The 22,722-nt window shown below is 72.3% G+C and carries 24 protein-coding genes; 16 read left to right on the forward strand and 8 right to left on the reverse strand.

The annotated features are described in order from the left end of the window. Positions 1-15 precede the first annotated feature (15 nt). Together IE258_RS22915 and IE258_RS41320 are read right to left on the reverse strand one after the other, a co-directional pair. Complete coding sequence (locus IE258_RS22915; protein WP_102930541.1) at positions 16-474, reverse strand: protein-tyrosine phosphatase family protein; 459 nt, start codon at positions 472-474, stop codon at positions 16-18. Then, positions 471-890, reverse strand: coding sequence for a Rieske (2Fe-2S) protein (locus IE258_RS41320; RefSeq protein ID WP_229892355.1), 420 nt, complete (start codon positions 888-890; stop codon positions 471-473). Before IE258_RS41320 ends, IE258_RS22915 begins: the two co-directional genes overlap by 4 nt. An 84-nt stretch (positions 891-974) precedes the next feature. Here IE258_RS41320 and IE258_RS22925 point away from each other — a divergent pair, with 84 nt between their 5' ends. From IE258_RS22925 to IE258_RS22955, 7 genes are all read left to right on the forward strand, one after another. Next, positions 975-1,853 (forward strand): MurR/RpiR family transcriptional regulator, encoded by an 879-nt coding sequence (locus IE258_RS22925; RefSeq protein WP_189746319.1) that lies wholly within the window; start codon positions 975-977, stop codon positions 1,851-1,853. Positions 1,854-1,979: 126 nt separating this feature from the next. Continuing rightward, positions 1,980-2,567, forward strand: coding sequence for a hypothetical protein (locus tag IE258_RS22930; RefSeq protein ID WP_189746321.1), 588 nt, complete (start codon positions 1,980-1,982; stop codon positions 2,565-2,567). 160 nt (positions 2,568-2,727) lie between these two features. Further along, positions 2,728-4,410 (forward strand): urocanate hydratase, encoded by a 1,683-nt coding sequence (hutU, locus tag IE258_RS22935; RefSeq protein ID WP_189746323.1) that lies wholly within the window; start codon positions 2,728-2,730, stop codon positions 4,408-4,410. After that, the gene (locus IE258_RS22940) at positions 4,407-5,624 is read left to right on the forward strand and encodes an allantoate amidohydrolase (protein WP_189746325.1); all 1,218 of its coding nucleotides are present in this window, start codon (positions 4,407-4,409) and stop codon (positions 5,622-5,624) included. Before hutU ends, IE258_RS22940 begins: the two co-directional genes overlap by 4 nt. Then, a complete protein-coding gene (locus IE258_RS22945; protein WP_189746327.1) occupies positions 5,621-6,970 on the forward strand; it encodes a formimidoylglutamate deiminase in 1,350 nt (449 codons plus the stop codon). The genes IE258_RS22940 and IE258_RS22945 overlap by 4 nt, the downstream gene beginning before the upstream one ends. 62 nt (positions 6,971-7,032) lie before the next feature. Then, positions 7,033-8,208, forward strand: coding sequence for an imidazolonepropionase (gene hutI, locus IE258_RS22950; protein WP_189746329.1), 1,176 nt, complete (start codon positions 7,033-7,035; stop codon positions 8,206-8,208). Between the two features lie 38 nt (positions 8,209-8,246). Next, positions 8,247-8,579 carry a hypothetical protein gene (locus IE258_RS22955; RefSeq protein ID WP_189746331.1) on the forward strand — a complete coding sequence of 111 codons (333 nt, stop codon included), beginning with the start codon at positions 8,247-8,249 and terminating at the stop codon, positions 8,577-8,579. A gap of 85 nt (positions 8,580-8,664) precedes the next feature. On the opposite strand, the gene IE258_RS22960 is transcribed toward IE258_RS22955, so the two are convergent. Beyond that, entirely contained in the window at positions 8,665-9,591 is a 927-nt protein-coding gene (locus IE258_RS22960) for an RNA polymerase sigma factor SigF (RefSeq protein ID WP_189746333.1), read from the reverse strand. A gap of 240 nt (positions 9,592-9,831) precedes the next feature. Here IE258_RS22960 and IE258_RS22965 point away from each other — a divergent pair, with 240 nt between their 5' ends. Continuing rightward, positions 9,832-10,209, forward strand: a complete 378-nt coding sequence (locus IE258_RS22965) for an STAS domain-containing protein (protein ID WP_059302090.1) — start codon at positions 9,832-9,834, stop codon at positions 10,207-10,209. Between the two features lie 196 nt (positions 10,210-10,405). Further along, positions 10,406-10,921, forward strand: coding sequence for an ATP-binding protein (locus IE258_RS22970; protein WP_189746335.1), 516 nt, complete (start codon positions 10,406-10,408; stop codon positions 10,919-10,921). A 631-nt stretch (positions 10,922-11,552) separates the two neighbouring features. Here the strand turns inward: IE258_RS22970 and IE258_RS22975 are convergent. Next, a complete protein-coding gene (locus IE258_RS22975; RefSeq protein ID WP_189746337.1) occupies positions 11,553-13,049 on the reverse strand; it encodes an MFS transporter in 1,497 nt (498 codons plus the stop codon). A 496-nt stretch (positions 13,050-13,545) separates the two neighbouring features. Here IE258_RS22975 and IE258_RS22980 point away from each other — a divergent pair, with 496 nt between their 5' ends. Both IE258_RS22980 and draK read left to right on the forward strand, forming a co-directional pair. Further along, a complete protein-coding gene (locus IE258_RS22980; RefSeq protein ID WP_030191398.1) occupies positions 13,546-14,223 on the forward strand; it encodes a response regulator transcription factor in 678 nt (225 codons plus the stop codon). A 35-nt stretch (positions 14,224-14,258) separates the two neighbouring features. Then, positions 14,259-15,533 carry a two-component system sensor histidine kinase DraK gene (draK, locus tag IE258_RS22985; RefSeq protein WP_159326970.1) on the forward strand — a complete coding sequence of 425 codons (1,275 nt, stop codon included), beginning with the start codon at positions 14,259-14,261 and terminating at the stop codon, positions 15,531-15,533. 22 nt (positions 15,534-15,555) lie between these two features. On the opposite strand, the gene IE258_RS22990 is transcribed toward draK, so the two are convergent. Continuing rightward, positions 15,556-16,128: a GtrA family protein gene (locus tag IE258_RS22990; protein ID WP_189746340.1), complete on the reverse strand. Its 573-nt coding sequence runs from the start codon at positions 16,126-16,128 to the stop codon at positions 15,556-15,558. 164 nt (positions 16,129-16,292) lie between these two features. On the opposite strand from IE258_RS22990, the gene IE258_RS22995 reads away from it, so the two are divergent. From IE258_RS22995 to IE258_RS23005, 3 genes are read left to right on the forward strand one after another with little or no spacing between them, the layout of a single operon-like run. Then, on the forward strand, positions 16,293-17,432 hold the full coding sequence (locus IE258_RS22995; protein ID WP_189746342.1) for a 5-(carboxyamino)imidazole ribonucleotide synthase: 1,140 nt from the start codon (positions 16,293-16,295) through the stop codon (positions 17,430-17,432). Beyond that, positions 17,429-17,980 (forward strand): 5-(carboxyamino)imidazole ribonucleotide mutase, encoded by a 552-nt coding sequence (gene purE, locus IE258_RS23000; RefSeq protein ID WP_161381555.1) that lies wholly within the window; start codon positions 17,429-17,431, stop codon positions 17,978-17,980. Before IE258_RS22995 ends, purE begins: the two co-directional genes overlap by 4 nt. Positions 17,981-17,994: 14 nt before the next feature. Next, entirely contained in the window at positions 17,995-19,173 is a 1,179-nt protein-coding gene (locus tag IE258_RS23005; RefSeq protein WP_189746343.1) for a dipeptidase, read from the forward strand. A gap of 4 nt (positions 19,174-19,177) precedes the next feature. On the opposite strand, the gene IE258_RS23010 is transcribed toward IE258_RS23005, so the two are convergent. Beyond that, complete coding sequence (locus tag IE258_RS23010) at positions 19,178-20,269, reverse strand: alkene reductase (protein ID WP_189746345.1); 1,092 nt, start codon at positions 20,267-20,269, stop codon at positions 19,178-19,180. A gap of 62 nt (positions 20,270-20,331) precedes the next feature. Between IE258_RS23010 and IE258_RS23015 the strand changes: the two genes are divergently transcribed. Next, a complete protein-coding gene (locus IE258_RS23015; RefSeq protein ID WP_159326965.1) occupies positions 20,332-20,688 on the forward strand; it encodes a MerR family transcriptional regulator in 357 nt (118 codons plus the stop codon). Between the two features lie 92 nt (positions 20,689-20,780). Further along, a complete protein-coding gene (locus tag IE258_RS23020; protein WP_189746347.1) occupies positions 20,781-21,911 on the forward strand; it encodes a dipeptidase in 1,131 nt (376 codons plus the stop codon). 12 nt (positions 21,912-21,923) lie between these two features. Here IE258_RS23020 and IE258_RS23025 read toward each other — a convergent pair whose 3' ends face one another. Beyond that, positions 21,924-22,316: a VOC family protein gene (locus IE258_RS23025; protein WP_189746350.1), complete on the reverse strand. Its 393-nt coding sequence runs from the start codon at positions 22,314-22,316 to the stop codon at positions 21,924-21,926. A gap of 30 nt (positions 22,317-22,346) precedes the next feature. Continuing rightward, positions 22,347-22,706 (reverse strand): VOC family protein, encoded by a 360-nt coding sequence (locus tag IE258_RS23030; RefSeq protein ID WP_189746352.1) that lies wholly within the window; start codon positions 22,704-22,706, stop codon positions 22,347-22,349. Positions 22,707-22,722 lie beyond the last annotated feature (16 nt).

The following is a 22,722-nucleotide window of genomic DNA, read 5'->3' on the forward strand; positions in this document are numbered from 1 at the left end:
GAGGGCGGGGCGAGGTCACACCGCCCCGGTTCCCCCGGTGCTCGCGCCGTGGACCTGGCGGACGAAGCGCCGCTGCCAGGGCACCTCGACGGCACGGGGGTGGTAGTTGCGCCGCACCCACTTCACCGCCTCCTTGGGGTCCATGCCCTCGAAGACGCAGATCGCCGACAGCGCGGTACCGGTCCGGCCGATGCCGCCCCCGCAGCAGACCTCCACGCGCTCGCCCGGCGCGCGCTCGTAGGCGTCGCGGAGCTTGCGCATCGCGTCCATCGGGTCGGCGGGGAGCCAGAAGTCCCGCCAGGGCACCCAGACCGACTCCCACGGCGGGCTGGGCGGCTCGTGGTCCGTCAGGTGCACGGTGAACGTCGGCGTCTGTCCCTCCGGCAGGTCGTAACGGAGGCCGCGTCCCCTGAGCCTGCGGCCCGAGGGCAGCTCGACCAGCTTGGGGGTGTCAGCGTTCCATAACTCGGTCATCCTGAATCCTGTTCCGATCGGTCGCGTAGCAATGAGTTGCCGGCCATTGTCATCATCACCAGCGGAATCTGGGGAAGCACTTGTTGGGCGACGAGCACCAGCACGGCCGCTGACAGCTCCAGGCCCAGGGCTCTCGCGACGGCCGTCGCCGCCACGAGGCCGAGCCCCCGGGTGCCGACCCGGGCCGCGCCCACCTCGACGGGCAGTTCGACGAGCGGCACGGTCGCCGGGGCGTGCAGCACCTCGCCGGTACGGGCGTCGAACTCGATCCGCACCAGCAGGGGGAACCGGATCCGGGACTCGGTGAACATCGCGTTCCAGCCGAGTGCCCTGGTCACCTGGGAGGCCACGTTGGCCAGTACCGCCACGGCCGGCCAGCGAGGGTCGGCCGCGGCCATGCTGTACTCGCGGGCCACCCTCGGCATCGTGCCCTCCGGCGCCTCGCTGTATAACGGTATGCAGCGACCGGGTGACGTGAATAGACCTAGGGGGAGCAGGCCATGAGCGGGACCAGTGGGGCCGGTGCGCGTGGTGGGACGGACGGGGCCGACAGCCCGGCCGGGCGCCTCCAGGCGCTCTTCGAGGGGCACCGGCTGACGCCGACCCAGCGGCGCATCGCGCACAGCATGGTGCGCCGCGCGTCCGACGTGCCCTTCCTGTCGAGCGTGGAGCTGGCCGAGCTGGCGGGGGTCAGCCAGCCGTCCGTGACCCGCTTCGCCGTCGCGCTCGGTTTCGACGGCTACCCGGCGCTGCGGCGCCATCTGCGCGAGGTCGCCCCCGCGGAACCGGTCGCGGACACCGGCGCCTTCAACGAGTACCAGCAGGCCGTGGCCGCCGAGATCGAGAACCTGCGGCACCTCGCGGAGGTGCTGGCCGATCCGGGGCCGGTGCGGGAGGCGGGCCGTCTGCTCGCCGGGAGCCGGCCGCTGCCGGTGCTCGGGCTGCGGGCCGCCGCCGCTCAGGCGCACGGCTTCGCCTACTTCGCCGCCAAGGTCCATCCGGACGTCCGGCTCCTCGGCGAGGGCGGCACGATGCTCCACGACCGCATCGACGCCGCCGTGCGGGCCGGGGCGCGCACGCTGCTCTGCTTCGCCCTGCCCCGGCACCCGCGCGAGGTCGTCGAGGCGCTGGCCCACGCCAAGGAGGCCGGGCTCACGGTGGTGACCGTCGCCGACTCCGCCTTCGCGCCGGTCGCCAAGGTGTCCGACCTGCTGCTGCCCGCCGCCGTCGGCACCGGCCTCGCCTTCGACACCGCCTGCGCGCCGATGCTGCTCGGCCGGGTGTTGCTGGAGGCGATGTGCGACGACCTGCCGGACGCGCAGGCCCGGCTGGAGGAGTTCGATGCCAAGGCCGCGGCGCGGGGACTCTTCGTGGACTGACCCCGCGCGAGTGACCCGGACGGCGGACGGGTTCTCAGATTCGTCTCAGCTTGCCCCGTTACAGTGCGGCGCCTGACACACCCTTCAGACGCATCGCACAGGCAGGAACGGGACAGGAGGCAGGACGTGGCGCGCGGAGGACAGGTGGGGCTGGTTCGGGTCGCCGTCGTCGTACGGGCGGGCGCCGCACCACTGTGGTGGCTGGGCGTCTTCGCGGCGGGCATCGGCGTGCTGGTGCCGGGGCTCACCGGACGCCGGATCGGGGTGCTGGCCGGTGCCGCGCTCTTCATCGTCGCCACGGCCGTCGTGGCGTGGATGCGCCGACGGCGTTACACCGCCCTGGCCGGTTCGGCCGCCCGTGCGGGCAAGCACGACGTGCTCCAGGACCGCGGGGTCACCGTGCGCAACTGGCGCCGGGGCCACCGCTGGTGGCTGCTCCTCGCCTTCCTCGCCGCCCTCGGCAGCGCCTTCGCCGTGCCCGCCGCGGGCGGGCTGCTGCTGGCCGGCTGCGGCGCCGGGCTGTGGCTCAAGTCCGCCTGGATCGGCCGCCGCGAACAGGCTGAGGACGCCCTGCTGTGGGTCCGCGTGGACTGGCTCGCCGACAACACCGGCCGCCCCGCGGGCAAGGCGGTCAAGGCATACCGCAGCACGGGCATCGCGGCGGGCGACGCGGCCCCGGGTGGAGCGCGGCGGAAGACGCCGGCGGCGGTCTGAGCGACGTCCGGCAGTCCGAGTGCGGGGCCCTCGACCGAGGGCCCCGCACTCGTGTGCGCGCGGCACGGACGCGACCCTGTTGACTAGCTCTATTCAGGAGGCGAGGATATGAATATCCGTAGCAACAATCCGCCGGGAGCAAGCCACCAGGAGGCAGACCATGTCCGGACCTCGTCCTGTCCGAGCGCCACGCGGTACCGAGCCGAGCGCCCTGGGCTGGCAGCAGGAGGCCGCCCTGCGGATGCTGCAGAACAACCTCGACCCGGAGGTCGCCGAGCACCCCGACAAGCTCGTCGTCTACGGCGGCACGGGCAAGGCGGCCCGTGACTGGCGCTCCTTCGACGCCATGGTCCGCACCCTGAAGACCCTCAAGCAGGACGAGACGATGCTCGTCCAGTCCGGCCGCCCGGTCGGCGTCATGCAGACCCACGAGTGGGCCCCGCGCGTCCTCATCGCCAACTCCAACCTCGTCGGCGACTGGGCCAACTGGGAGGAGTTCCGCCGCCTGGAGGCCCTCGGCCTGACCATGTACGGGCAGATGACCGCCGGCTCCTGGATCTACATCGGCACCCAGGGCATCCTCCAGGGCACCTACGAGACCTTCGCCGCCGTCGCCGCCAAGAAGTTCGGCGGCACGCTGGCGGGGACCATCACCCTCACCGCCGGCCTCGGCGGCATGGGCGGCGCCCAGCCCCTCGCGGTCACCATGAACGACGGCGTCGTCATCTGCGTCGACTGCGACCCGCGCGCCATCGACCGCCGCATCGAGCACCGCTACCTCGACGTCAAGGCCGACTCCCTCGACCACGCCCTCCAGCTGGCCACCGAGGCACGGGACCGGCGCAAGCCGCTGTCCATCGGCGTCCTCGGCAACGCCGCCGAGCTGGTCCCGCAGCTGCTCGCCATGGGCGCCCCGATCGACATCGTCACCGACCAGACCTCGGCCCACGACCCGCTGGCCTACCTGCCCACCGGCATCGCCTTCGAGGACATGGCCGACGCCGCCGCCAAGGACCCGGCCGGCTTCACCACCCGGGCCCGTGAGTCCATGGCCCGGCACGTCGAGGCCATGGTGGGCTTCCAGGACGCCGGTGCCGAGGTCTTCGACTACGGCAACTCCATCCGCGGCGAGGCCCAGCTCGCCGGATACGACCGGGCGTTCGCCTTCCCCGGCTTCGTCCCGGCGTACATCCGCCCGCTGTTCTGCGAGGGCAAGGGCCCCTTCCGCTGGGCCGCCCTGTCCGGCGACCCCGCCGACATCGCCAAGACCGACAAGGCGATCCTCGACCTCTTCCCGGAGAACGAGTCGCTGGCCCGCTGGATCAAGATGGCGGGGGAGCGGGTCCACTTCCAGGGCCTGCCCGCCCGGATCTGCTGGCTCGGCTACGGCGAGCGCGACAAGGCCGGGGAGCGGTTCAACGACATGGTCGCGAGCGGCGAGCTGGCCGCCCCGATCGTCATCGGCCGCGACCACCTCGACTGCGGCTCCGTCGCCTCCCCCTACCGCGAGACCGAGGCCATGCTCGACGGCTCCGACGCCATCGCCGACTGGCCGCTGCTCAACGCCATGGTCAACGTGGCCTCCGGCGCCTCCTGGGTCTCCCTCCACCACGGCGGCGGCGTCGGCATGGGCCGCTCCATCCACGCCGGGCAGGTCACCGTCGCCGACGGCACCCCGCTCGCCGGCGAGAAGATCCGCCGGGTGCTCACCAACGACCCCGGCATGGGCGTCATCCGGCACGTCGACGCCAGGTACGACATCGCCGAGTCCGTCGCCGCGGAGCGGGACGTGCGGGTGCCCATGCGCGAGGGGGACGCGACGCGCGAGGGTGACGGCGCGTGAGTTTCCACAGCATGTGGGCGGAGCTGCTGCCGGTCGGCCGCAGCTCCGCCTCCGGCGGCTACCGCCGCTACGCCTGGACCGGCGCCGACACCGACTGCCGGGCCTGGTTCCGGGAGCAGGCCGAGACACGCGGACTCGCCCACGAGACCGACCGCAACGGCAACCAGTGGGCCTGGCTCGGCGACCCGGCCGCCGGGAACGCCGTCGTCACCGGGTCCCACCTGGACTCCGTGCCCGACGGCGGCGCCTTCGACGGCCCCCTGGGCGTCGTCTCCGCCTTCGCCGCCCTGGACGAACTGCGCGCGCGGGGAGCGCGGCCCACCAGGCCCCTGGGCATCGTCAACTTCGGCGACGAGGAGGGCGCCCGCTTCGGCCTCGCCTGCGTCGGCTCCCGGCTCACCGCCGGGGCGCTCACCGTCGAGCAGGCCCACCGCCTCACCGACGGCGACGGCGTCACCCTTCCGCGGGCCATGGAGCTGGCCGGGTACGACCCGGACACCCTCGGCCCCGACCCCGAGCGGCTCGCCCGCATCGGCGCCTTCGTCGAACTCCACGTCGAGCAGGGCCGCGCCCTCGACCTGTCCGGCGACCGGATCGGCATCGCCTCCGCCATCTGGCCGCACGGACGCTGGCGGTTCGACTTCCGCGGCGAGGCCAACCACGCCGGCACCACCCGCCTCGCCGACCGGCACGACCCGATGCTGTCGTACGCCGAGACCGTACTCGCCGCCCGCCGCGAGGCCGAACTCGCCGGTGCCGTCGCCACCTTCGGCAAGATCGGCGTCGAACCCAACGGCGTCAACGCCATCCCCTCCCTGGTGCGCGGCTGGCTCGACTCGCGCGCCGCCGACCAGGAGAGCCTGGACACCGTGGTCACCGGCATCCAGAAGGCCGCCCGCGAGTACGCCGCCGCACACGGCGTGGACCTCGACGTCGTGCGCGAGTCCTTCACGCCCGTCGTCGAGTTCGACCACGCCCTGCGCGACGAACTCGCCCGCATCCTGGGCACCCGTACGGAACTGAAGGCCCCCGTCCTCGGCACCGGCGCCGGACACGACGCCGGAATCCTCTCCGACCGCATCCCGACCGCCATGCTGTTCGTACGCAACCCCACCGGCGTCTCGCACTCCCCGGCCGAGTACGCCGCCGAGGACGACTGCGTGGCCGGGGTGACCGCACTCGCCGACGTACTGGAAGGGCTGGCCTGCACGTGACCTCCTCCGAGCGCACCCGGACGTACTGGCTGGAGCACGCCTGGCTCGGCACCCACGTCGAGCCGGGCGTCGCCGTGGACGTGCAAGCCGGCCGCATCACCGCCGTCCACCAGGGCGTCCACACCCCGCCGCCCGGCGCCGAGATCCTGCGCGGACTGGCCCTGCCGGGACTGGCGAACGCGCACTCGCACGCCTTCCACCGCGCCCTGCGCGGCACCGTCCAGGTCGGCTCCGGCACCTTCTGGACCTGGCGCGAGGTCATGTACTCCGTCGCCGACCGGCTGACCCCGGACACCTACCACGCCCTCGCCCGCGCCGTGTACGCCGAGATGGCGCTGGCCGGCATCACCACCGTCGGCGAGTTCCACTACGTGCACCACGCGCCCGGGGGCACCCCCTACGCCGACCCCAACGCGATGGGCGAGGCGCTGATCGAGGCCGCCGCCGAAGCCGGTGTCCGCATCACCCTCCTCGACACCTGCTACCTGTCCTCCGGCTTCGGCGAACCCCCCAACACCCACCAGCAACGCTTCTCCGACGGCACGGCGGAGTCCTGGGCCGAACGCTGTTCAGTTCTCAAGGAACGGGATCACGCGCGGATCGGGGCCGCGATCCACTCCGTACGGGCCGTGCCCGCGGACCAGTTGGCGACCGTGGCGCAGTGGGCCGAGGAACGGCGGGCCCCGCTGCATGTGCACCTGTCCGAGCAGACCGCCGAGAACGACGCCTGCCGCCAGGCCCACGGCCGCACCCCGACCCGCCTCCTCGCCGACCACGGCGTGCTCGGCCCCCGCACCACCGGCGTCCACAACACCCACCTCACCGACGAGGACATCGCCCTGCTCGGTGGCAGCCGCACCGGCACCTGCATGTGCCCCACCACGGAACGGGATCTGGCCGACGGCATCGGCCCGGCGGCCGCGCTGCAGCGGGCGGGCTCGCCGCTCTCCCTCGGCTCGGACAGCCACGCCGTCGTCGACCTGCTGGAAGAGGCGCGCGCCATGGAACTGAACGAGCGCCTGCGCACCCGCGCCCGCGGCCACTGGACCGCCGCGGCCCTGCTGCGCGCCGCCACCGCCGAAGGGCACGCCGCCCTCGGCTGGGACGACACCGGCCGCATCGAGGCCGGCGCCCGCGCCGACCTCGCGACCATCGCGCTGGACTCGGTCAGAACAGCGGGGCCGCTGCCCAGGCTCGGCGCCGAGACGGCCGTATTCGCCGCGACGGCAGCGGACGTGCGGCACACGGTCGTGGGCGGACGGCACGTCGTACGCGACGGGTCGCACGCCCTCGTACCGGATGTGCCGCAGGCGCTCGCGCGGGCCGTCGAAGCCCTGCGCGCCTGACCACCGGCGCCCGCCCGAGGCCCGGCCCACGCCCCAGCCCCCACGAGGACACCAGGGACCCCATGAGCAGCAGCACCGTCATCACCAACATCGCCGCACTCGTCACCAACGACCCCTCCCTCGGCGACCACTCCCCGCTCGGTCTGGTCCGGGACGCGGCCGTCGTCATCGAAGGCGAACGGGTCGCGTGGACCGGTGAATCAAGCAAAGCACCCGCCACTGACAATCGGGCCGACGCCGAGGGCCGGGCGATCCTCCCCGGCTTCGTGGACTCCCACTCCCACCTGCTCTTCGCGGGTGACCGCACCGAGGAGTTCAACGCCCGCATGTCCGGCCGCCCCTACAGCGCGGGCGGCATCCGCACCACCGTCGCCGCCACCCGGGCCGCGAGCGACGCGGAACTGGAGGCGTCCCTCACCCGATACCTCGCCGAGGCCCTGCGCCAGGGCACGACCACCTTCGAGACCAAGTCCGGCTACGGCCTGACCACCGCCGACGAGTCCCGCGCCCTGCGCGTCGCCGCTCGTCACACCGACGAGGTCACCTTCCTCGGCGCCCACATCGTCGCCCCCGAACTCGCCGACGACCCGGCCGCCTACGTCGACCTGGTCACCGGCGAGATGCTCGACGCCTGCGCCCCGCACGCCCGCTGGATCGACGTGTTCTGCGAGAAGGGCGCCTTCGACGGCGACCAGGCCCGCGCCATCCTCACCGCGGGCCGGGCCAAGGGCCTGCATCCCCGCATCCACGCCAACCAGCTCTCCCACGGCCCCGGCGTCCAGCTCGCCGTCGAACTCGACGCAGCCAGCGCCGACCACTGCACCCACCTCACCGACGCCGACGTGGAGGCCCTCGCGGGCAGCCGTACGGTCGCGACCCTGCTGCCCGGCGCCGAGTTCTCCACCCGCGCCGAGTGGCCGGACGCCCGGCGCCTGATCGACGCCGGTGCCACGGTCGCCCTCTCCACCGACTGCAACCCCGGCTCGTCCTTCACGTCCTCCGTGCCCTTCTGCATCGCGCTCGCGGTACGGGACATGGGGATGACGCCGGACGAGGCGGTCTGGTCGGCCACCGCGGGCGGCGCCGCGGCCCTGCGCCGCGAGGACGTCGGCCGCCTCGTGCCGGGCGCGTACGCCGACCTGACGCTGCTCGACGCCCCGAGCCACGTCCACCTGGCCTACCGGCCCGGCGTTCCGCTGGTCGCGGGGGTGTGGCGGCGGGGCGTGCGTAAGGTGTGAGCGCACGAGCGTCGGTGGGAGCGGGGGGGACGGGGCGGATGGCGAGGCACTGGCGGGCCTGGGGAGCGCCGTTCCTGGTGAACCTGCTGCTCGGCGTTCCGGCGGTGGTGCCGATCTGGCTCGTCTGGTACCTGCTGGTGAACTGGCCGCTGGCCGAACTCGGCTGGACCATGCGCAACCCGACGGAGAACGACGGGATGGCGCTCTGGCTGGTGATCGTCGTCCCGGTTGTCGCGCTGTTCGGGCTGGTCTGGTGGCTGGCCAATGAACCCCTGCGGCGCAGGACCGCCCTCGCCCCGCGTTCGTTCTGGCTGCTGTGCGTCCTGGTGCCGTTCCTGCCGACGGCCGCCCTGGTCGCCAACTCCGGATGAAGGGGCCACGGCAGCCCGAAGGGGGGCGGCCCGGCTTCGGACCACCCCCCTTGAGGGCAAGCGACACCCGGTCAGGGCCTGAGGACTACTCCTCGACCGTGAGCCCCTTGCGCAGCCGTACGAGGGTCCGCGACAGCAGACGCGAGACGTGCATCTGGGAGATCCCCAGCTCCTCGCCGATCTCCGACTGGGTCATGCCGGCGACGAAACGCAGGGAGAGGATCTTCCGGTCCCGGGCGGGCAGCTCGGCGATCAGCGGCTTCAGCGACTCGACGTACTCGATGCCCTCGAGCCCGTGGTCCTCGTAGCCGATGCGGTCGGCGAGCGCGCCCTCCGCGTCGTCCTCCTCCGGCTGGGCGTCCAGCGAGGAGGCGGTGTAGGCGTTGGACGCCGCCATGCCCTCGACGACCTCGTCCTTGGACAGGCCGAGGTGCTCGGCCAGCTCGCTCACCGTGGGGGCCCGGTCGAGGCGCTGGGCCAGCTCGTCGCCGGCCTTCGCCAGGTCGAGCCGCAGCTCCTGGAGGCGGCGCGGGACGCGCACGGACCACGAGGTGTCACGGAAGAAGCGCTTGATCTCGCCGATGATGGTCGGCATCGCGAACGTGGGGAACTCCACACCGCGCGACAGCTCGAAGCGGTCGATCGCCTTGATCAGGCCGATGGTGCCGACCTGGATGATGTCCTCCATCGGCTCGCTGCGCGAGCGGAAGCGGGAGGCGGCGAACTTGACCAGCGCGAGGTTCAGCTCGACGAGCGTGTTGCGTACGTACGCGTACTCATGGGTGCCTTCCTCCAGCGACTCCAGCCGCTCGAAGAGGGTCTTGGACAGTGCCCTGGCGTCCGCCGGAGCTACCTCGTCGTACGCGGGGATGTCCGGAAGCCCGGCGAGTGCGTCGTCGTGGTCGACGACGGCGTCGTGCTGCTCGATGGGATCCAGATGTTCCGGAGGGAGTGTCGACGTCGCTTGGTGGGTACGCGATCCGTCGAGCCGGGGTGACATGATGTCCTCCATCGTTCTCGGCATACGGCTGCCGAAGCCAAATACGTGCACTGCGGTGTGCGGCGCCTCCAAAGCCGGCCGTGTCGGTTTACGTGTCTTACTAGCCCTACCGGGTTTACCGAGCTGACCGCAAGTGTGTTCTGTGCGGGTATGTCCGTTTGTGTGCGGTTGTTCGGGTGTCGGAGTGCGGTGGGAAGGCGTAGTGTTCGAGGGCGTCAGCAAGCAGTCACGACCTCGGGAGAGAGAAACGGCATGGACCGCGGGACGGTCGGCAGTGCCCAGTCGGGCCGGCTTCTGGTCGAGGTACGGGAAGAGGGCCCCAGTGCCGTCGTGACACCGGCGGGTGAGCTGGATCACCACACCGCCGATCTGTTGCGCGAGCCGCTGGAGGACTGTCTCGCCAAGGGATTCAACCGGCTCGTCGTGGACTGCTCGCGGCTGGAGTTCTGCGACTCCACGGGGCTCAACGTCCTGCTCGGAGCGAGGTTGAAGGCGGAGGCCGCGGGGGGCGGAGTGCATTTGGTGGCCATGCAGCCGGTGGTGGCGCGGGTGTTCGAGATCACGGGGGCCGAAGCGGTTTTCACCCTTCATGACACGCTTGCGGCCGCCCTGGCCGACGCGTCCGACTGAGCCCTCCTTGTCCGGCCGGCGGAAGGGCGCGCGTGCTTCCCGGGGCGGGTGTTTTCACCCCGCGTCGGGTTTCGTGCGCGATACAGGGGTGTTCGTACGGCCCGGTCGGGCAGGAGAGACCCTGAACCGGCTGTGTACGACTTTGCTGTGTACGACTTTGAAATGTGAACTGGTGAATCGGTGAGGTGAAGCGCTGATGAGCACCACCCGGCCCTACTCGCCGGGCGACCGCGGTCCGGAGCCCGGCGGCGCTTCCGGGGCGCCGCCGTCCGCGCCCGCCGCCGTGCCCGGGGAGAGTGGCGGGCGGCAGGCCCGCAGGCTGAGCTTCGAGGACGCGAGCGGGGTCGTCCCGCTGGCCCGTGACTTCACCCGCGAGGCGCTGTACGCCTGGGGCTGGCTGCCGTCCGCCACCGCGGACCAGCGGGCCGCCGCCGAGGACGTCCTGCTCGTGGTCTCCGAGCTGGTGACCAACGCGTGTCTCCATGCGGAGGGCCCGGACGAGCTGTGGATCACCTGCGAGAAGAAGGTGATCCGGCTGGAGGTCTCCGACCGCGGCACGGGGCAGCCGGCGCCGCGGACCCCGCACCGCGCGGGGCGTCCCGGCGGCCACGGGATGTTCATCGTGCAGCGGCTGTGCCTGGACTGGGGCGTCGTACGGACGCCGGGGGTCGCGGGCAAGCGGGTCTGGGCGGAGCTGGGCGCCCCGGCGTAGGCCTGCGGCGCTTGCGCCGGGTTCTTTCCCACCCACCCACCCACCCGTCTCGGTAGGCCAAGCAGCCGCCGCCCTGGGGCTCCGCCCCAGACCCCGCCGGGGGCTCCGCCCCCTGCGCCCCGGCCAGGGGCTGCGCCACCCGCACGCGGCGGGGACCGCGTCCCTTGCGCCCCGCCCTGGGGCTCCGCCCCAGACGTCGACGGGGGCTTCGCCCCCTGCACCCCGCCCAGAAGTCCTGTCTGGGGCCTCCCCCGTGCCCCCCTTGCTGGGCTGCGCACGGCAGGCGGCGGGGCCTGATCTCCTGCACGTCCGCCTTGGGGCTCCGCCTGGGACCCCGGCGGGGGCTGCGTCTTCAGTGGCGCTTCCTGGGCTGTGCCCCGCGCGCGGCGAGGGTCTCGCTCTCCGGGCCCTCCCCGGTGTGTGTCGGTCCCGGGGCGGGCGCAATGGCGACTTCGGTCCGGGTCTGCAAGGGCGCCACGGCTGTTGCGTGGGTTTCCGTCGCGCGAGGCGGGGGCGTCGTTGTTCTTCTCGTTGGGCCGAGGCCCGGTTCCTGGTGCCGCGAAGACAGGAGGGCCGCCTCATCCGGATCGGACGAGGCGGCCCTCCTGTACGGGGCAGGTGCCCGCAGGGCTCAGCGGACGTCGCCCATGAGTTCCCTGACGCGCTTGCGGTACATCCAGATCGCGATGCCCGCGACCACCGCGAGGGTCGCCTCCGCGGCGACGATGCCCGTCTTGTTGAGGTCGACGCCGGCGATGGAGAGCAGGCCGGTCGTCGCGTCACCGGCGGTGACGGCCAGGAACCAGACGCCCATCATCTGCGAGGCGTACTTCACCGGCGCCATCTTCGTCGTCACCGACAGGCCGACCGGGGAGAGCATCAGCTCACCGCAGGTCTGGACGAAGTAGATCGCCACCAGCCACATCGCCGCCGCCTTGTGGCCGCCCTCCGCGATGCCCAGCGGGGCCAGGAAGAGGAAGAAGGACGCGCCGACCAGGACCAGACCGCCGCAGAACTTGACGACCGTGCTCGGCTCCTTGCCGCGGCGGTTCAGCGCCAGCCACAGCGTGGCGAAGACCGGGGCCAGGGCCATGATGATGACCGGGTTGACCGACTGGTACCAGGAGACCGGGAAGTCCCAGCCGAAGACGCTGTTGTTCGCCGAGGAGTCGGCGAACAGCGACAGGGTCGAGCCGCCCTGGTCGTAGATCATCCAGAACACGGCGGCGGCGACGAAGAACCAGATGTACGCCGACATCTTGGACTGCTCGGCGCGGTCCAGGGACTTGTCGCGCTTGATGTTGGTCAGCACCAGCACCGGGATGATCACGCCGAGCAGGGTCAGCGGGACCAGGATCCAGTTCAGGGTGTAGTGGCCGGAGAAGCCGACGATCGCGTAGAAGACGACGGCCAGCGCGGCCCAGAACGCGGCCTTGCGCAGCGTCGAGGTCTTCTCCTCGACGGACAGCGGCTTCGGGACCACGCTGGAGTGCGGGGCCAGGTGGCGGCTGCCGATGAGGAACTGGAGCACGCCCAGGCCCATGCCGACCGCGGCGAGCGCGAAGCCCAGGTGCCAGTTGACGTTCTCGCCGATGGTGCCGATGGTCAGCGGCGCGGCGAAGGCACCGAGGTTGATGCCCATGTAGAAGACGGTGAAGCCACCGTCGCGGCGCGGGTCGTCGGGGCCGTCGTAGAGCTGGCCGACCATCGTGGAGATGTTGGCCTTCAGCAGACCCGAGCCGATGGCGACCAGACCGAGGCCCGCGTAGAACGTGCCGGAGGACGGCAGCGCCAGCGTGAGGTGGCCGAGCATGATCACGCCGCCGGCGATGGCGACGGTCTTGCGCGGGCCCCAGACGCGGTCGCCGAACCAGCCGCCCGGCATCGTGAGCAGGTACACCAGCGAGAGGTACACCGAGTAGATCGCGGTCGCGGTGCCGGCGCCGAGGCCGAGGCCACCCGGGGCGACGAGGTACAGCGGGAGCAGAGCCCTCATGCCGTAGTAGGAGAACCTCTCCCACATCTCGGTCATGAAGAGTGTGGCCAGTCCGCGGGGGTGGCCGAAGAAGGTCTTCTCGGAGCCGGGGGTGCCCGGGGTGACCGAGTCCTTCGTCAGGCTGGACGCCATGGTCGATCCTTGCTGGTCGGGACGCGCTCATGAGGCGATGCGCGCCCGGTGGGGGGCGGCCGGCACCGGCGGCCTTCCCCGCCCGTCCCACGCCTGAGGGATTCCGCTCCGGATTGCGAAGCGGTGGGCGGCGGCCACCGGGATCCACGCCTCCGCACGCGTCAGTGCACGCGACGAGGCCCGGCCACAGGTCATTCCTTTCAAGGCCGGCCGTGGGGGCCGGCCCGCACACAAAAGAGACCTTCAGCGTCGAACAGTCGCCAAAGGTCCGCTGGGTGCTACAGGCGCTGATTCACCATACGGCAGGACACCGCCCGGTATGGAAGGACTTGAGACGCGGATCACAGGTGATTGTGGAACCGTGAACGATCTTTCGAAGGTTCTACCCAGGATGGCACCCCACAGCCGCAGGTTCGGACGCGGGGGTGGTGGGGCGGAGCGGGCCCTCGGGGCGATCTTGCCCCGGGCGTTGCTCCGAGCGGTCTACCATCAGCCCATGACCCGTGTACTGCTCGCCGAGGACGACGCGTCCATCTCGGAGCCGCTGGCCCGCGCACTGCGCAGGGAAGGGTACGAGGTCGAGGTGCGTGAGGACGGACCCACCGCCCTGGACGCCGGGCTGCAGGGCGGCATCGACCTGGTCGTGCTGGACCTGGGCCTGCCGGGGATGGACGGTCTCGAGGTCGCCCGCCGGCTGCGGTCCGAGGGCCACGCCGTGCCGATCCTGATCCTCACCGCCCGCGCCGACGAGGTGGACACCGTGGTCGGCCTGGACGCGGGCGCCGACGACTACGTCACCAAACCCTTCCGCCTCGCCGAGCTGCTCGCCCGGGTCCGGGCCCTGCTGCGGCGCGGCGCCGTCGAGCCCCCGCAGCCGCCCGCCACCCACGGCGTGCGCATCGACGTCGAGTCGCACCGGGCCTGGATGGGCGAGGAGGAGCTCCAGCTCACCGCGAAGGAGTTCGACCTGCTGCGGGTCCTGGTGCGCGACGCCGGCCGGGTCGTCACCCGTGACCAGCTGATGCGCGAGGTCTGGGACACCACGTGGTGGTCGTCGACCAAGACCCTCGACATGCACATCTCCTGGCTGCGCAAGAAGCTGGGGGACGACGCGGCCAACCCCCGCTACATCGCCACCGTGCGCGGGGTGGGCTTCCGTTTCGAGAAGAACTGAGCGAGCCCCGAGGGGGGCCTCGCGGGTAAGAGGACATGCGCCGTCGACTGATCCAGTCCACGCTCGCCGTGGTGCTCGTCGTGATCGCCGTCTTCGGCGTCTCCCTCGTCATCGTCGAGACCCGGACCATCAGCAGCACCGCCCAGGAGCGGGTCGACCTGGAGGCGGTGCGGCTGGCCAGCATCGTCGACAGCCGGCTGATCGGCACCGGCTCCGTCGACGAGCGGTTCCTGCGCGAGCAGATCCGCGACGCCCGCTACGCCGTGATCCGCATCCCCGGCGAACCGGTCATCGAGGTCGGCAGCAAGCCGTCCGGAGAGGTGCTCCAGGGCAAGGCCACCGGTGAGGAGGGCGAGACGGTCCTCGTCGAGGAGCCCAGCTCCTCGGTCACCCGGGAGGTCGGGCGGACCCTGCTGATCATCGGCCTGGTGGCGCTGCTCGCGGTGATCGCCGCCGTACTGCTGGCGATCCGGCAGGCCAACCGCCTCGCCTCCCCGCTCACCGACCTCGCGGAGACCGCCGAGCGCCTCGGCTCCGGCGACCCGCGCCCGCGGCACAAGCGGTACGGCGTCCCCGAACTGGACCGGGTCGCGGACGTGCTGGACTCCTCCGCGGAGCGCATCGCCCGGATGCTGACCGCCGAGCGCCGGCTGGCCGCCGACGCCTCCCACCAGCTGCGTACGCCACTGACCGCGCTGTCGATGCGGCTGGAGGAGATCACCCTCACCGACGAGCCGGAGACGGTGAAGGAGGAGGCGACGATCGCGCTGTCGCAGGTGGAGCGGCTGACCGACGTCGTGGACCGGCTGCTCACCAACTCCCGCGACCCGCGCAGCGGCTCCGCCGTCACCTTCGAGCTGGACGACGTCATCCAGCAGCAGATCGCCGAGTGGCGCCCCGCCTACCGCGGTGAGGGCCGGGCCATCGTCAGCTCCGGCAAGCGCCATCTGACGGCCGTGGGCACCCCGGGCGCCGTGGCCCAGGTGCTGGCCGCGCTGATCGAGAACTCCCTGATGCACGGCGGCGGCACGGTGGCCCTGCGGACCCGGGTGACCGGCAACCAGGCCGTGGTCGAGGTCACCGACGAGGGTCCCGGCGTCCCGGGCGACCTGGGGGCGCGGATTTTCGAGCGCGCGATCAGCGGACGCAACTCCACCGGCATCGGCCTCGCCGTCGCCCGCGACCTGGCCGAGGCGGACGGCGGCCGACTGGAGCTGCTCCAGGGGCGTCCACCGGTCTTCGGGCTGTTCCTGTCCCGTACGCCGCCCCCGAAGAAGTCCTCGGGGGACGGCGGCCAGACCGTGCGCTGAGCGCCCGGGTGAGGGGAGCCGGTCAGCGGCGGCCGGCGGGGGCGCCGTCCGGGTGGGGGACCGCGGTCGGGTGCTCGTGCTCCAGGAAGGTCTCCGCCCGCGTCAGCGGCTCACGGGCGGGCAGCGCCCGGAAGACCCAGCTGCGGTACGACCAGAAGCGGAACAGGGTGCCGATGCCGATGCCGAGGAACTTGAAGATGTTGCTCTGCAGCGGGCTGTCCCAGCCGAACCCGTAGGTCGCGGTGTAGAGCACGCCGTTCTCGATCACCAGACCGACCGCGCTGAACAGCAGGAACAGCGACATCTCGCGGGTCTGACCGCTCTTGTCCCGGTCGCGGTAGGTGAAGTAGCGGAAGCCCACGTAGTTGAAGGCGATCGCGACGATCGTGGCGATGATGCTGGCCCGCACCACCTGGAGGTCGGTCGTGTGCCGTACGAAGTTGAAGACGAGGAGGTTGACCAGGACCCCCGCGCCGCCCACGGCGCCGAACTTCACGACCTCCCGCAAGAGCCGGCCGATCCGCTCCCGCATCCCGGCGCGGGACGCCTCAGGCGCTGAGGGAGCCGTGTGAGCACCCGAGGAACCATGTCCCATGGTCGTGCAGGCCCCCGTCCAGGGTTGGCGTCAATCCGTTCATGCTAACCACCCGGACGCGCGATCTTCCTGCGGACGGACCCGCGGGAGCCGGAACGGGCGTCCGTACCGGCCGGAAACGGCCGGTAAACGAGTGGGCTCCGCGCGGCCGATACGCTAGGGGCGTGACGTTCCCCGTAGTCGGCATGGTCGGCGGTGGCCAGCTCGCTCGTATGACACACGAGGCGGGCATCCCGTTGGGCATCAGGTTCAAGCTTCTCAGTGACACTCCCCAGGACTCCGCGGCGCAGGTCGTGAACGAAGTCGTCGTCGGCGACTACCGCGATCTGGACACGTTGCGCGAGTTCGCGCGCGGCTGTGACGTGATCACCTTCGATCACGAACACGTGCCGACCGAGCACCTCAAGGCCCTGGAGGCGGACGGCATCCCCGTCCGCCCCGGTCCCGAGGCGCTCGTGCACGCCCAGGACAAGGGCGTGATGCGCGCGAAACTCGACGCGATCGGCGTGCCCTGCCCGCGCCACCGGATCGTGCGCGATCCGGCCGACGTGGCCGCCTTCGCGGGCGAGGGGGACGGTTTCCCCGTCGTCCTCAAGACGGTCCGCGGCGGGTACGACGGCAAGGGCGTGTGGGTCGTGGACTCCGTCGAGGAGGCCGCCGAGCCGTTCCGCGCCGGAGTGCCCGTGCTGGCGGAGGAGAAGGTCGACTTCGTCCGCGAGCTGGCCGCCAACGTGGTCCGCTCCCCGCACGGCCAGGCGGTGGCCTACCCCGTGGTCGAGTCCCAGCAGGTGAAGGGCGTCTGCGACACGGTGATCGCCCCGGCACCCGACCTCGACGAGGCGCTGGCCCTGCGTGCCGAGGAGATGGCGCTCGGCATCGCCAAGGAGCTGGGCGTCGTCGGCCACCTCGCCGTCGAGCTGTTCCAGACCCGCGACGGCCGCGTCCTCGTCAACGAGCTGGCGATGCGCCCGCACAACTCCGGCCACTGGACGATGGACGGCGCGATCACCTCGCAGTTCGCCAACCACGTCCGCGCCGTCCTCGACCTCCCGCTCGGCGACCCGCGCCCGCGCGCCAGGTGGACGGTCATGGTCAACGTCCTCGGCGGCGACTACCCGGACATGTACTCCGCGTACCTGCACTGCATGGCCCGCGACCCGCAGCTCAAGATCCACATGTACGGCAAGGACGTGAAGCCCGGCCGCAAGGTCGGCCACGTCAACACCTACGGCGACGACCTGGACGACGTGCTGGAGCGCGCCCGTCACGCTGCCGGCTACCTGAGAGGGACGATCACCGAATGAGCCAGGCCAGCCCGGCCAGTCCGGCCAGTCCAGTCGTCGGCATCGTCATGGGGTCGGACAGCGACTGGCCCGTCATGGAGGCCGCCGCCAAGGCCCTCGACGAGTTCGAGATCCCCTACGAGGTCGACGTCGTCTCCGCGCACCGCATGCCGCACGAGATGATCGCGTACGGCGAGCAGGCCGCCGGACGCGGGCTGAAGGCGATCGTCGCCGGGGCCGGGGGCGCCGCCCACCTGCCGGGCATGCTCGCCTCCGTCACCCCGCTGCCGGTCATCGGCGTCCCGGTGCCGCTGAAGTACCTGGACGGCATGGACAGCCTGCTGTCCATCGTGCAGATGCCGGCCGGTGTCCCCGTCGCCACGGTCTCCGTGGGCGGCGCCCGCAACGCCGGTCTGCTGGCCGCCCGCATCCTCGCCGCCCACGACGAGGAGCTGCTCGGCCGGATGCGCGACTTCCAGCAGGAGCTGAACGACCAGGCCACCGAGAAGGGCAAGCGACTGCGCAACAAGGTCGCGGGCTCGGCGGCCGGCTTCGGATTCGGAAAGTGACGGAGGGAACGCGGATGACCTCGCTGGACCGGGCCCGGGAACTGCTGCGCGAGTTCCCGGTCGTCGACGGGCACAACGACCTGCCCTGGGCGCTGCGCGAACAGGTCCGCTACGACCTCGACGCCCGCGACATCGCCACCGACCAGTCCGCCCACCTGCACACCGACCTGGCCCGGCTGCGCTCCGGCGGCGTCGGCGCGCAGTACTGGTCGGTGTACGTCCGCTCCGACCTGCCGGGAGCGGTGACGGCGACGCTGGAGCAGATCGACTGCGTACGGCGGCTGATCGACCGCCACCCCGGGGAGCTGCGGGCCGCGCTGACCGCCGCCGACATGGAGGCCGCACGGGCCGAAGGCCGGATCGCCTCCCTCATGGGCGCCGAGGGCGGCCACTCCATCGACAACTCGCTGGCCACGCTCCGCGCCCTGTACGCGCTCGGCGTGCGCTACATGACCCTCACCCACAACGACAACGTGGCGTGGGCGGACTCGGCGACCGACGAGCCCCGCGTCGGCGGCCTGTCGGCCTTCGGCCGCGAGGTCGTGCGGGAGATGAACCGCGAGGGCATGCTGGTCGACCTCTCGCACGTCGCGGCGACGACGATGCGGGCGGCGCTGGACACCTCCACCGCGCCGGTGATCTTCTCGCACTCGTCCTCCCGCGCGGTCTGCGACCACCCGCGCAACATCCCGGACGACGTCCTGGAGCGGCTGCCCGCCAACGGCGGCATGGCGATGGTGACGTTCGTGCCGAAGTTCGTGCTCCAGGCGGCCGTCGACTGGACCGCCGAGGCCGACGCCAACATGCGCGCGCACGGCTTCCACCATCTCGACTCCAGCCCCGAGGCGATGAAGGTGCACGCCGCCTTCGAGGAGCGCGTCCCGCGTCCCGTCGCCACCGTGTCGACCGTCGCCGACCACCTCGACCACATGCGCGAGGTCGCCGGCGTCGACCACCTCGGCATCGGCGGCGACTACGACGGCACGCCCTTCACCCCGGACGGCCTCGGCGACGTCTCCGGCTACCCGAACCTGATCGCCGAACTGCTGGAGCGCGGCTGGTCCCAGGCCGACCTGGCCAAGTTGACCTGGAAGAACGCGGTCCGCGTGCTGGACGCCGCCGAGGACGTGGCCCGGGGGCTTCAGGCGACGCGGGGGCCGTCCAACGCGTCGCTGGAGGAGCTCGACGGCTGAGCCGTCACGTCTGTGACGCGAGGGCGGGGTAATCGGTGTATCCGGTCGCCCCGCCCACGTACATGAAGTACCGGTCCCGCACCGGGTTCAGCGGGGCGCCCAGCCGCAGCCGTGCCACCAGGTCCGGGTTGGCGAGGAAGGGCCGGCCCAGGGCGATCAGGTCGGCGCCCGCGGCCAGCAGCCGCTCGGAGGCGCGGCGCACGGCGTCCGTGGTGAGGTCGTCGCCCAGTACCGGGTTGCCGATCAGCACGCCCGGCCACCCCGCGCGCAGCTTCCCGAACACCGGGGCGTCCGGGTCGGCGTACACCAGGTGCAGATACGCGAGCCCGAGTCCGCGGAGCCGCTGGACCAGGGCCGGGTAGATCTCCTCGGTCTCGCCCTCGGCGATGCCGTTGACGGTGCTGCCGGGGGAGACCCGCAGCCCCACCCGTTCGGCGCCGATCTCGGCGGCCACCGCCTCCACCACCTCGGTGGTGAACCGGACGCGCGCGGCGACGGAGCCGCCGTAGCCGTCGGTGCGCAGGTTGGTGTTGGCGGACAGGAACTGGTGCAGCAGGTGCCCGTTGGCGGAGTGCACCTCCACCCCTTCGAACCCGGCGTCGAGGGCGTTGCGGGCGGCCCGCGCGAAGTCGGCGACGGTGGTCCGGATGTCCTCGGATGTCATCTCCCTGGGGACGACGGCCGACCGGTGCCCGTCGGGCGTGAAGATCGTCTCGGGCAGTGGGACCGGCGAGGGCGCGACGGGCGTCAGCCCGCTCGTCGCCGGATGCCCCACCCGGCCGCCGTGCTGGAGCTGGAGGAACATCCGCCCGCCGGCCTCCCGCACGGCGTCGGTGACCCGCCGCCAGCCCGCCACGTGCCGGGCGCTGTGCACGGCGGTGATGTTCGGGTACGTCTGCCCGACCGCGTTCGGCGTCGCGGCCTCGGCGACGATGAGTCCCGCGGAGGCGCGTTGGGCGTAGTACGCGGCCATGAGCGGGGTCGGGGTGCCGTCGGCCTCGGCGCGGTTGCGTGTCAGCGGGGCCATCACCAGGCGGTTGGGCAGGGTGAGCGGGCCGAGCGGGGCGGACGCGAAGAGCTCTGTTGTGTTCGACATGTCCGTACGCTAAAACTTGACACCGGTGTCAGAATCAAGTCCGGAACCGGGAGGCACGGCGGATGCGGATCGGGGAACTGGCCCGGCGTACGGGCGTCAGCGAGCGCTCGCTGCGCTACTACGAGAAGCAGGGGTTGCTCGCGGCCGAGCGTACGCCCGGTGGGCACCGCGAGTACGCGGAGGCGGCCGTCGACCGGGTCATCCGCATCCAGGAGCTGTACGCGGCCGGCCTGTGCAGCAGCAAGATCGCGCAGTTGCTGCCGTGCATGCGCGACGGCGACGGCGGCCCCTCGGCCGTGGCGACGCCGCGGCTGCTCGCCGACCTCACCGCCGAACGTGCCCGCATCGACCGGACGATCACCGATCTGCTCCGTTCCCGGGACACCCTCGACGAGGTGATCGACGCCGCCAGGGGCTGAGCCGCGTACCCCCGAACGCTCCATCCACCAGGAAGCCCTTTCCGCCCCGTGCGACGGTGGCCGTACCTCACGACGACCGTACGGAGCCCGTCATGGCAGACCTCCAGGACGACCTGCACACCGGTACCGAGGCCGGTGGGCTCGACGACCTGCCCGGGCCGCTCGCCGCGGAGGCGTTTCCGCCGGAGCCCTACGCACCCGTGTCCGACCCCGACGACGAGCCGCTGACCCGGGCGCTCGCCGTGCTGGCCGCCCACCCCGTCGCCGACGGCTGCAGCGGCCTGCCCTGGGCGCTCAAGCACCTGCCCTGGTACGACCTGGAGCTGGGCGAGAGCGCGGTCGACACCGACGTGCCGCGGCTGCGCGAGGGGCACGTGGGTGCGCTGCTGTGGTCGCTGCACCTGCCCGAGTCCCTCGACGGGGACCGGGCGGTCGGCGCCACGCTGGAGCAGCTCGACCTGGTCAAGACCGTCGTGCGGGCCCACCCGGAAGGGCTGCGCCTGGCCTACGACGCGGGGCAGGCCATCGACGCCCGCAACTGCGGCCGGGTCGCCGTGCTGCCCGGCCCCGCCGGCGCCGCCGCCCTCGGCGACTGCCTCGGCATCCTGCGCTCCCTGCACGCCCTCGGCCTGCGCGCCCTGACACTGTCCGGGGTGAGCTGGGCGAGCGAGGCGGGGCTGACCCGCTTCGGCGAGGAGGTCGTCCGGGAGATGAACCGCCTCGGTGTCGTCGCCGACCTCTCCGGCGCCTCCGCGGAGACCATCCGCCGTACCTTCGCGGTGTCCAAGGCACCGGCGCTGTGCACCCGGTCCGCCGCCCGCGCGCTGCGCCCGCACCCCGCGAACCTCCCCGACGACCTGCTGGTGGAGCTGGGCGCGGCCGGCGGTCTGTGCATGGTGCCGCTGACCGCCGAGCAGACCGGCCCGACCGTCCGGGACGTCGCCGACCACCTCGACCACGTCCGCACGGTGGCCGGCCCGCAGAGCGTCGGCCTGTCCGGCACCTACGACACCGGCACCGCCCACCCGCTGGAGCTGGGCGACCCCTCCTGCTACCCGCGGCTCATCGCCGAACTGCTCAGGCGCGGCTGGGACGAGTCGGACGTGGCCCTGCTGACCTGGGGCAACGTCCAGCGGGTCCTGCGCGCCGCGGCCTTCACCGCCAAGGCGGCCCAACTGCGCCGCGAGCCGTCCACGGCGACCATCGCCGACCTGGACGGATAGCCCGCGCGAGCGTCACGTGTGCTCGATCCGGCACAGGCAGAACGGATGCCCCGCCGGATCGGCGTACACCATGAAGTCCTTCTCCTCCCGGCCCTCCAGGTCCAGCGGCCGGGCGCCCAGCGCGAGCACCCGCTCGTGCGCGGCGTCCATGTCCGCCCAGGTCGCCCCGCCGTCGAAGTCGAGGTGGAACTGCTGGGCGTTGCGGTCGGAGCGAGGCCACTCGGGCGGGGTGAGGCCGGGTGCCCGCTGGAAGGACAGCCGGGGCCCGCCGGGCACCTGGAGGACCACCCAGTCCGGGTCCGCCTCGTCGGGTGTGCCGCCGCCGACCGCCGCGTAGAAGCGGGCCAGCTCGCGGGGCTCGGGACAGTCGACGACGACGGAACGCAAACGTGCCGCGGGTGCCATGGAGGTCCTCCGAGTGCTCGTGGGCCGGGCTCAGCAGGCGCAGAGGCAGAACGGGTGCCCGGCCGGATCGGCGTAAACCCGGAAGGTACGGCTGCGGTCCTCCGCGTCCAGCGGACGCGCGCCCAGCTCCAGCACCGCCTTCTCGGCCGCGTCCAGGTCCTTCACGTCGAGGTCGAGGTGGAACTGCTGCGAGTCGTCGGGCGCGGGCCACTTCGGCGGCACGAACCCGGGGGCGGCCTGGAACGCCAGAGCCCGTCCGTCCGGCAGCTTCAGATCGACCCAGTCGCCCTCGCCCTCGACGGTGCCGCCGAGCACATCGGCGTAGAAGCGGGCCAGTGCACGGGGGTCGGGACAGTCCAGGACGACGACGCCCAGTTCGGCGACAGCCATGACTTCCTCCTCGAAG

Origin of the sequence: Streptomyces tendae (assembly GCF_014650435.1) — a bacterium.
GTDB classification, from domain to species: Bacteria; Actinomycetota; Actinomycetes; order Streptomycetales; family Streptomycetaceae; genus Streptomyces; species Streptomyces tendae.

What these genes read in the sequence shown, in the direction of transcription:
- purE (WP_161381555.1), top strand. Translation starts at nt 17,429, where the DNA reads ATGAGCCAGGCCAGCCCGGCCAGTCCGGCCAGTCCAGTCGTCGGCATC.
- IE258_RS23030 (WP_189746352.1), bottom strand. Translation starts at nt 22,706, where the DNA reads ATGGCTGTCGCCGAACTGGGCGTCGTCGTCCTGGACTGTCCCGACCCC.
- IE258_RS22955 (WP_189746331.1), top strand. Translation starts at nt 8,247, where the DNA reads ATGGCGAGGCACTGGCGGGCCTGGGGAGCGCCGTTCCTGGTGAACCTG.
- IE258_RS23005 (WP_189746343.1), top strand. Translation starts at nt 17,995, where the DNA reads ATGACCTCGCTGGACCGGGCCCGGGAACTGCTGCGCGAGTTCCCGGTC.
- IE258_RS22980 (WP_030191398.1), top strand. Translation starts at nt 13,546, where the DNA reads ATGACCCGTGTACTGCTCGCCGAGGACGACGCGTCCATCTCGGAGCCG.
- draK (WP_159326970.1), top strand. Translation starts at nt 14,259, where the DNA reads ATGCGCCGTCGACTGATCCAGTCCACGCTCGCCGTGGTGCTCGTCGTG.
- IE258_RS22965 (WP_059302090.1), top strand. Translation starts at nt 9,832, where the DNA reads ATGGACCGCGGGACGGTCGGCAGTGCCCAGTCGGGCCGGCTTCTGGTC.
- IE258_RS23020 (WP_189746347.1), top strand. Translation starts at nt 20,781, where the DNA reads ATGGCAGACCTCCAGGACGACCTGCACACCGGTACCGAGGCCGGTGGG.
- IE258_RS22925 (WP_189746319.1), top strand. Translation starts at nt 975, where the DNA reads ATGAGCGGGACCAGTGGGGCCGGTGCGCGTGGTGGGACGGACGGGGCC.
- IE258_RS22970 (WP_189746335.1), top strand. Translation starts at nt 10,406, where the DNA reads ATGAGCACCACCCGGCCCTACTCGCCGGGCGACCGCGGTCCGGAGCCC.
- hutU (WP_189746323.1), top strand. Translation starts at nt 2,728, where the DNA reads ATGTCCGGACCTCGTCCTGTCCGAGCGCCACGCGGTACCGAGCCGAGC.
- IE258_RS22975 (WP_189746337.1), bottom strand. Translation starts at nt 13,049, where the DNA reads ATGGCGTCCAGCCTGACGAAGGACTCGGTCACCCCGGGCACCCCCGGC.
- IE258_RS23015 (WP_159326965.1), top strand. Translation starts at nt 20,332, where the DNA reads ATGCGGATCGGGGAACTGGCCCGGCGTACGGGCGTCAGCGAGCGCTCG.
- hutI (WP_189746329.1), top strand. Translation starts at nt 7,033, where the DNA reads ATGAGCAGCAGCACCGTCATCACCAACATCGCCGCACTCGTCACCAAC.
- IE258_RS22915 (WP_102930541.1), bottom strand. Translation starts at nt 474, where the DNA reads ATGACCGAGTTATGGAACGCTGACACCCCCAAGCTGGTCGAGCTGCCC.
- IE258_RS22990 (WP_189746340.1), bottom strand. Translation starts at nt 16,128, where the DNA reads ATGGGACATGGTTCCTCGGGTGCTCACACGGCTCCCTCAGCGCCTGAG.
- IE258_RS23025 (WP_189746350.1), bottom strand. Translation starts at nt 22,316, where the DNA reads ATGGCACCCGCGGCACGTTTGCGTTCCGTCGTCGTCGACTGTCCCGAG.
- IE258_RS22960 (WP_189746333.1), bottom strand. Translation starts at nt 9,591, where the DNA reads ATGGAGGACATCATGTCACCCCGGCTCGACGGATCGCGTACCCACCAA.
- IE258_RS23010 (WP_189746345.1), bottom strand. Translation starts at nt 20,269, where the DNA reads ATGTCGAACACAACAGAGCTCTTCGCGTCCGCCCCGCTCGGCCCGCTC.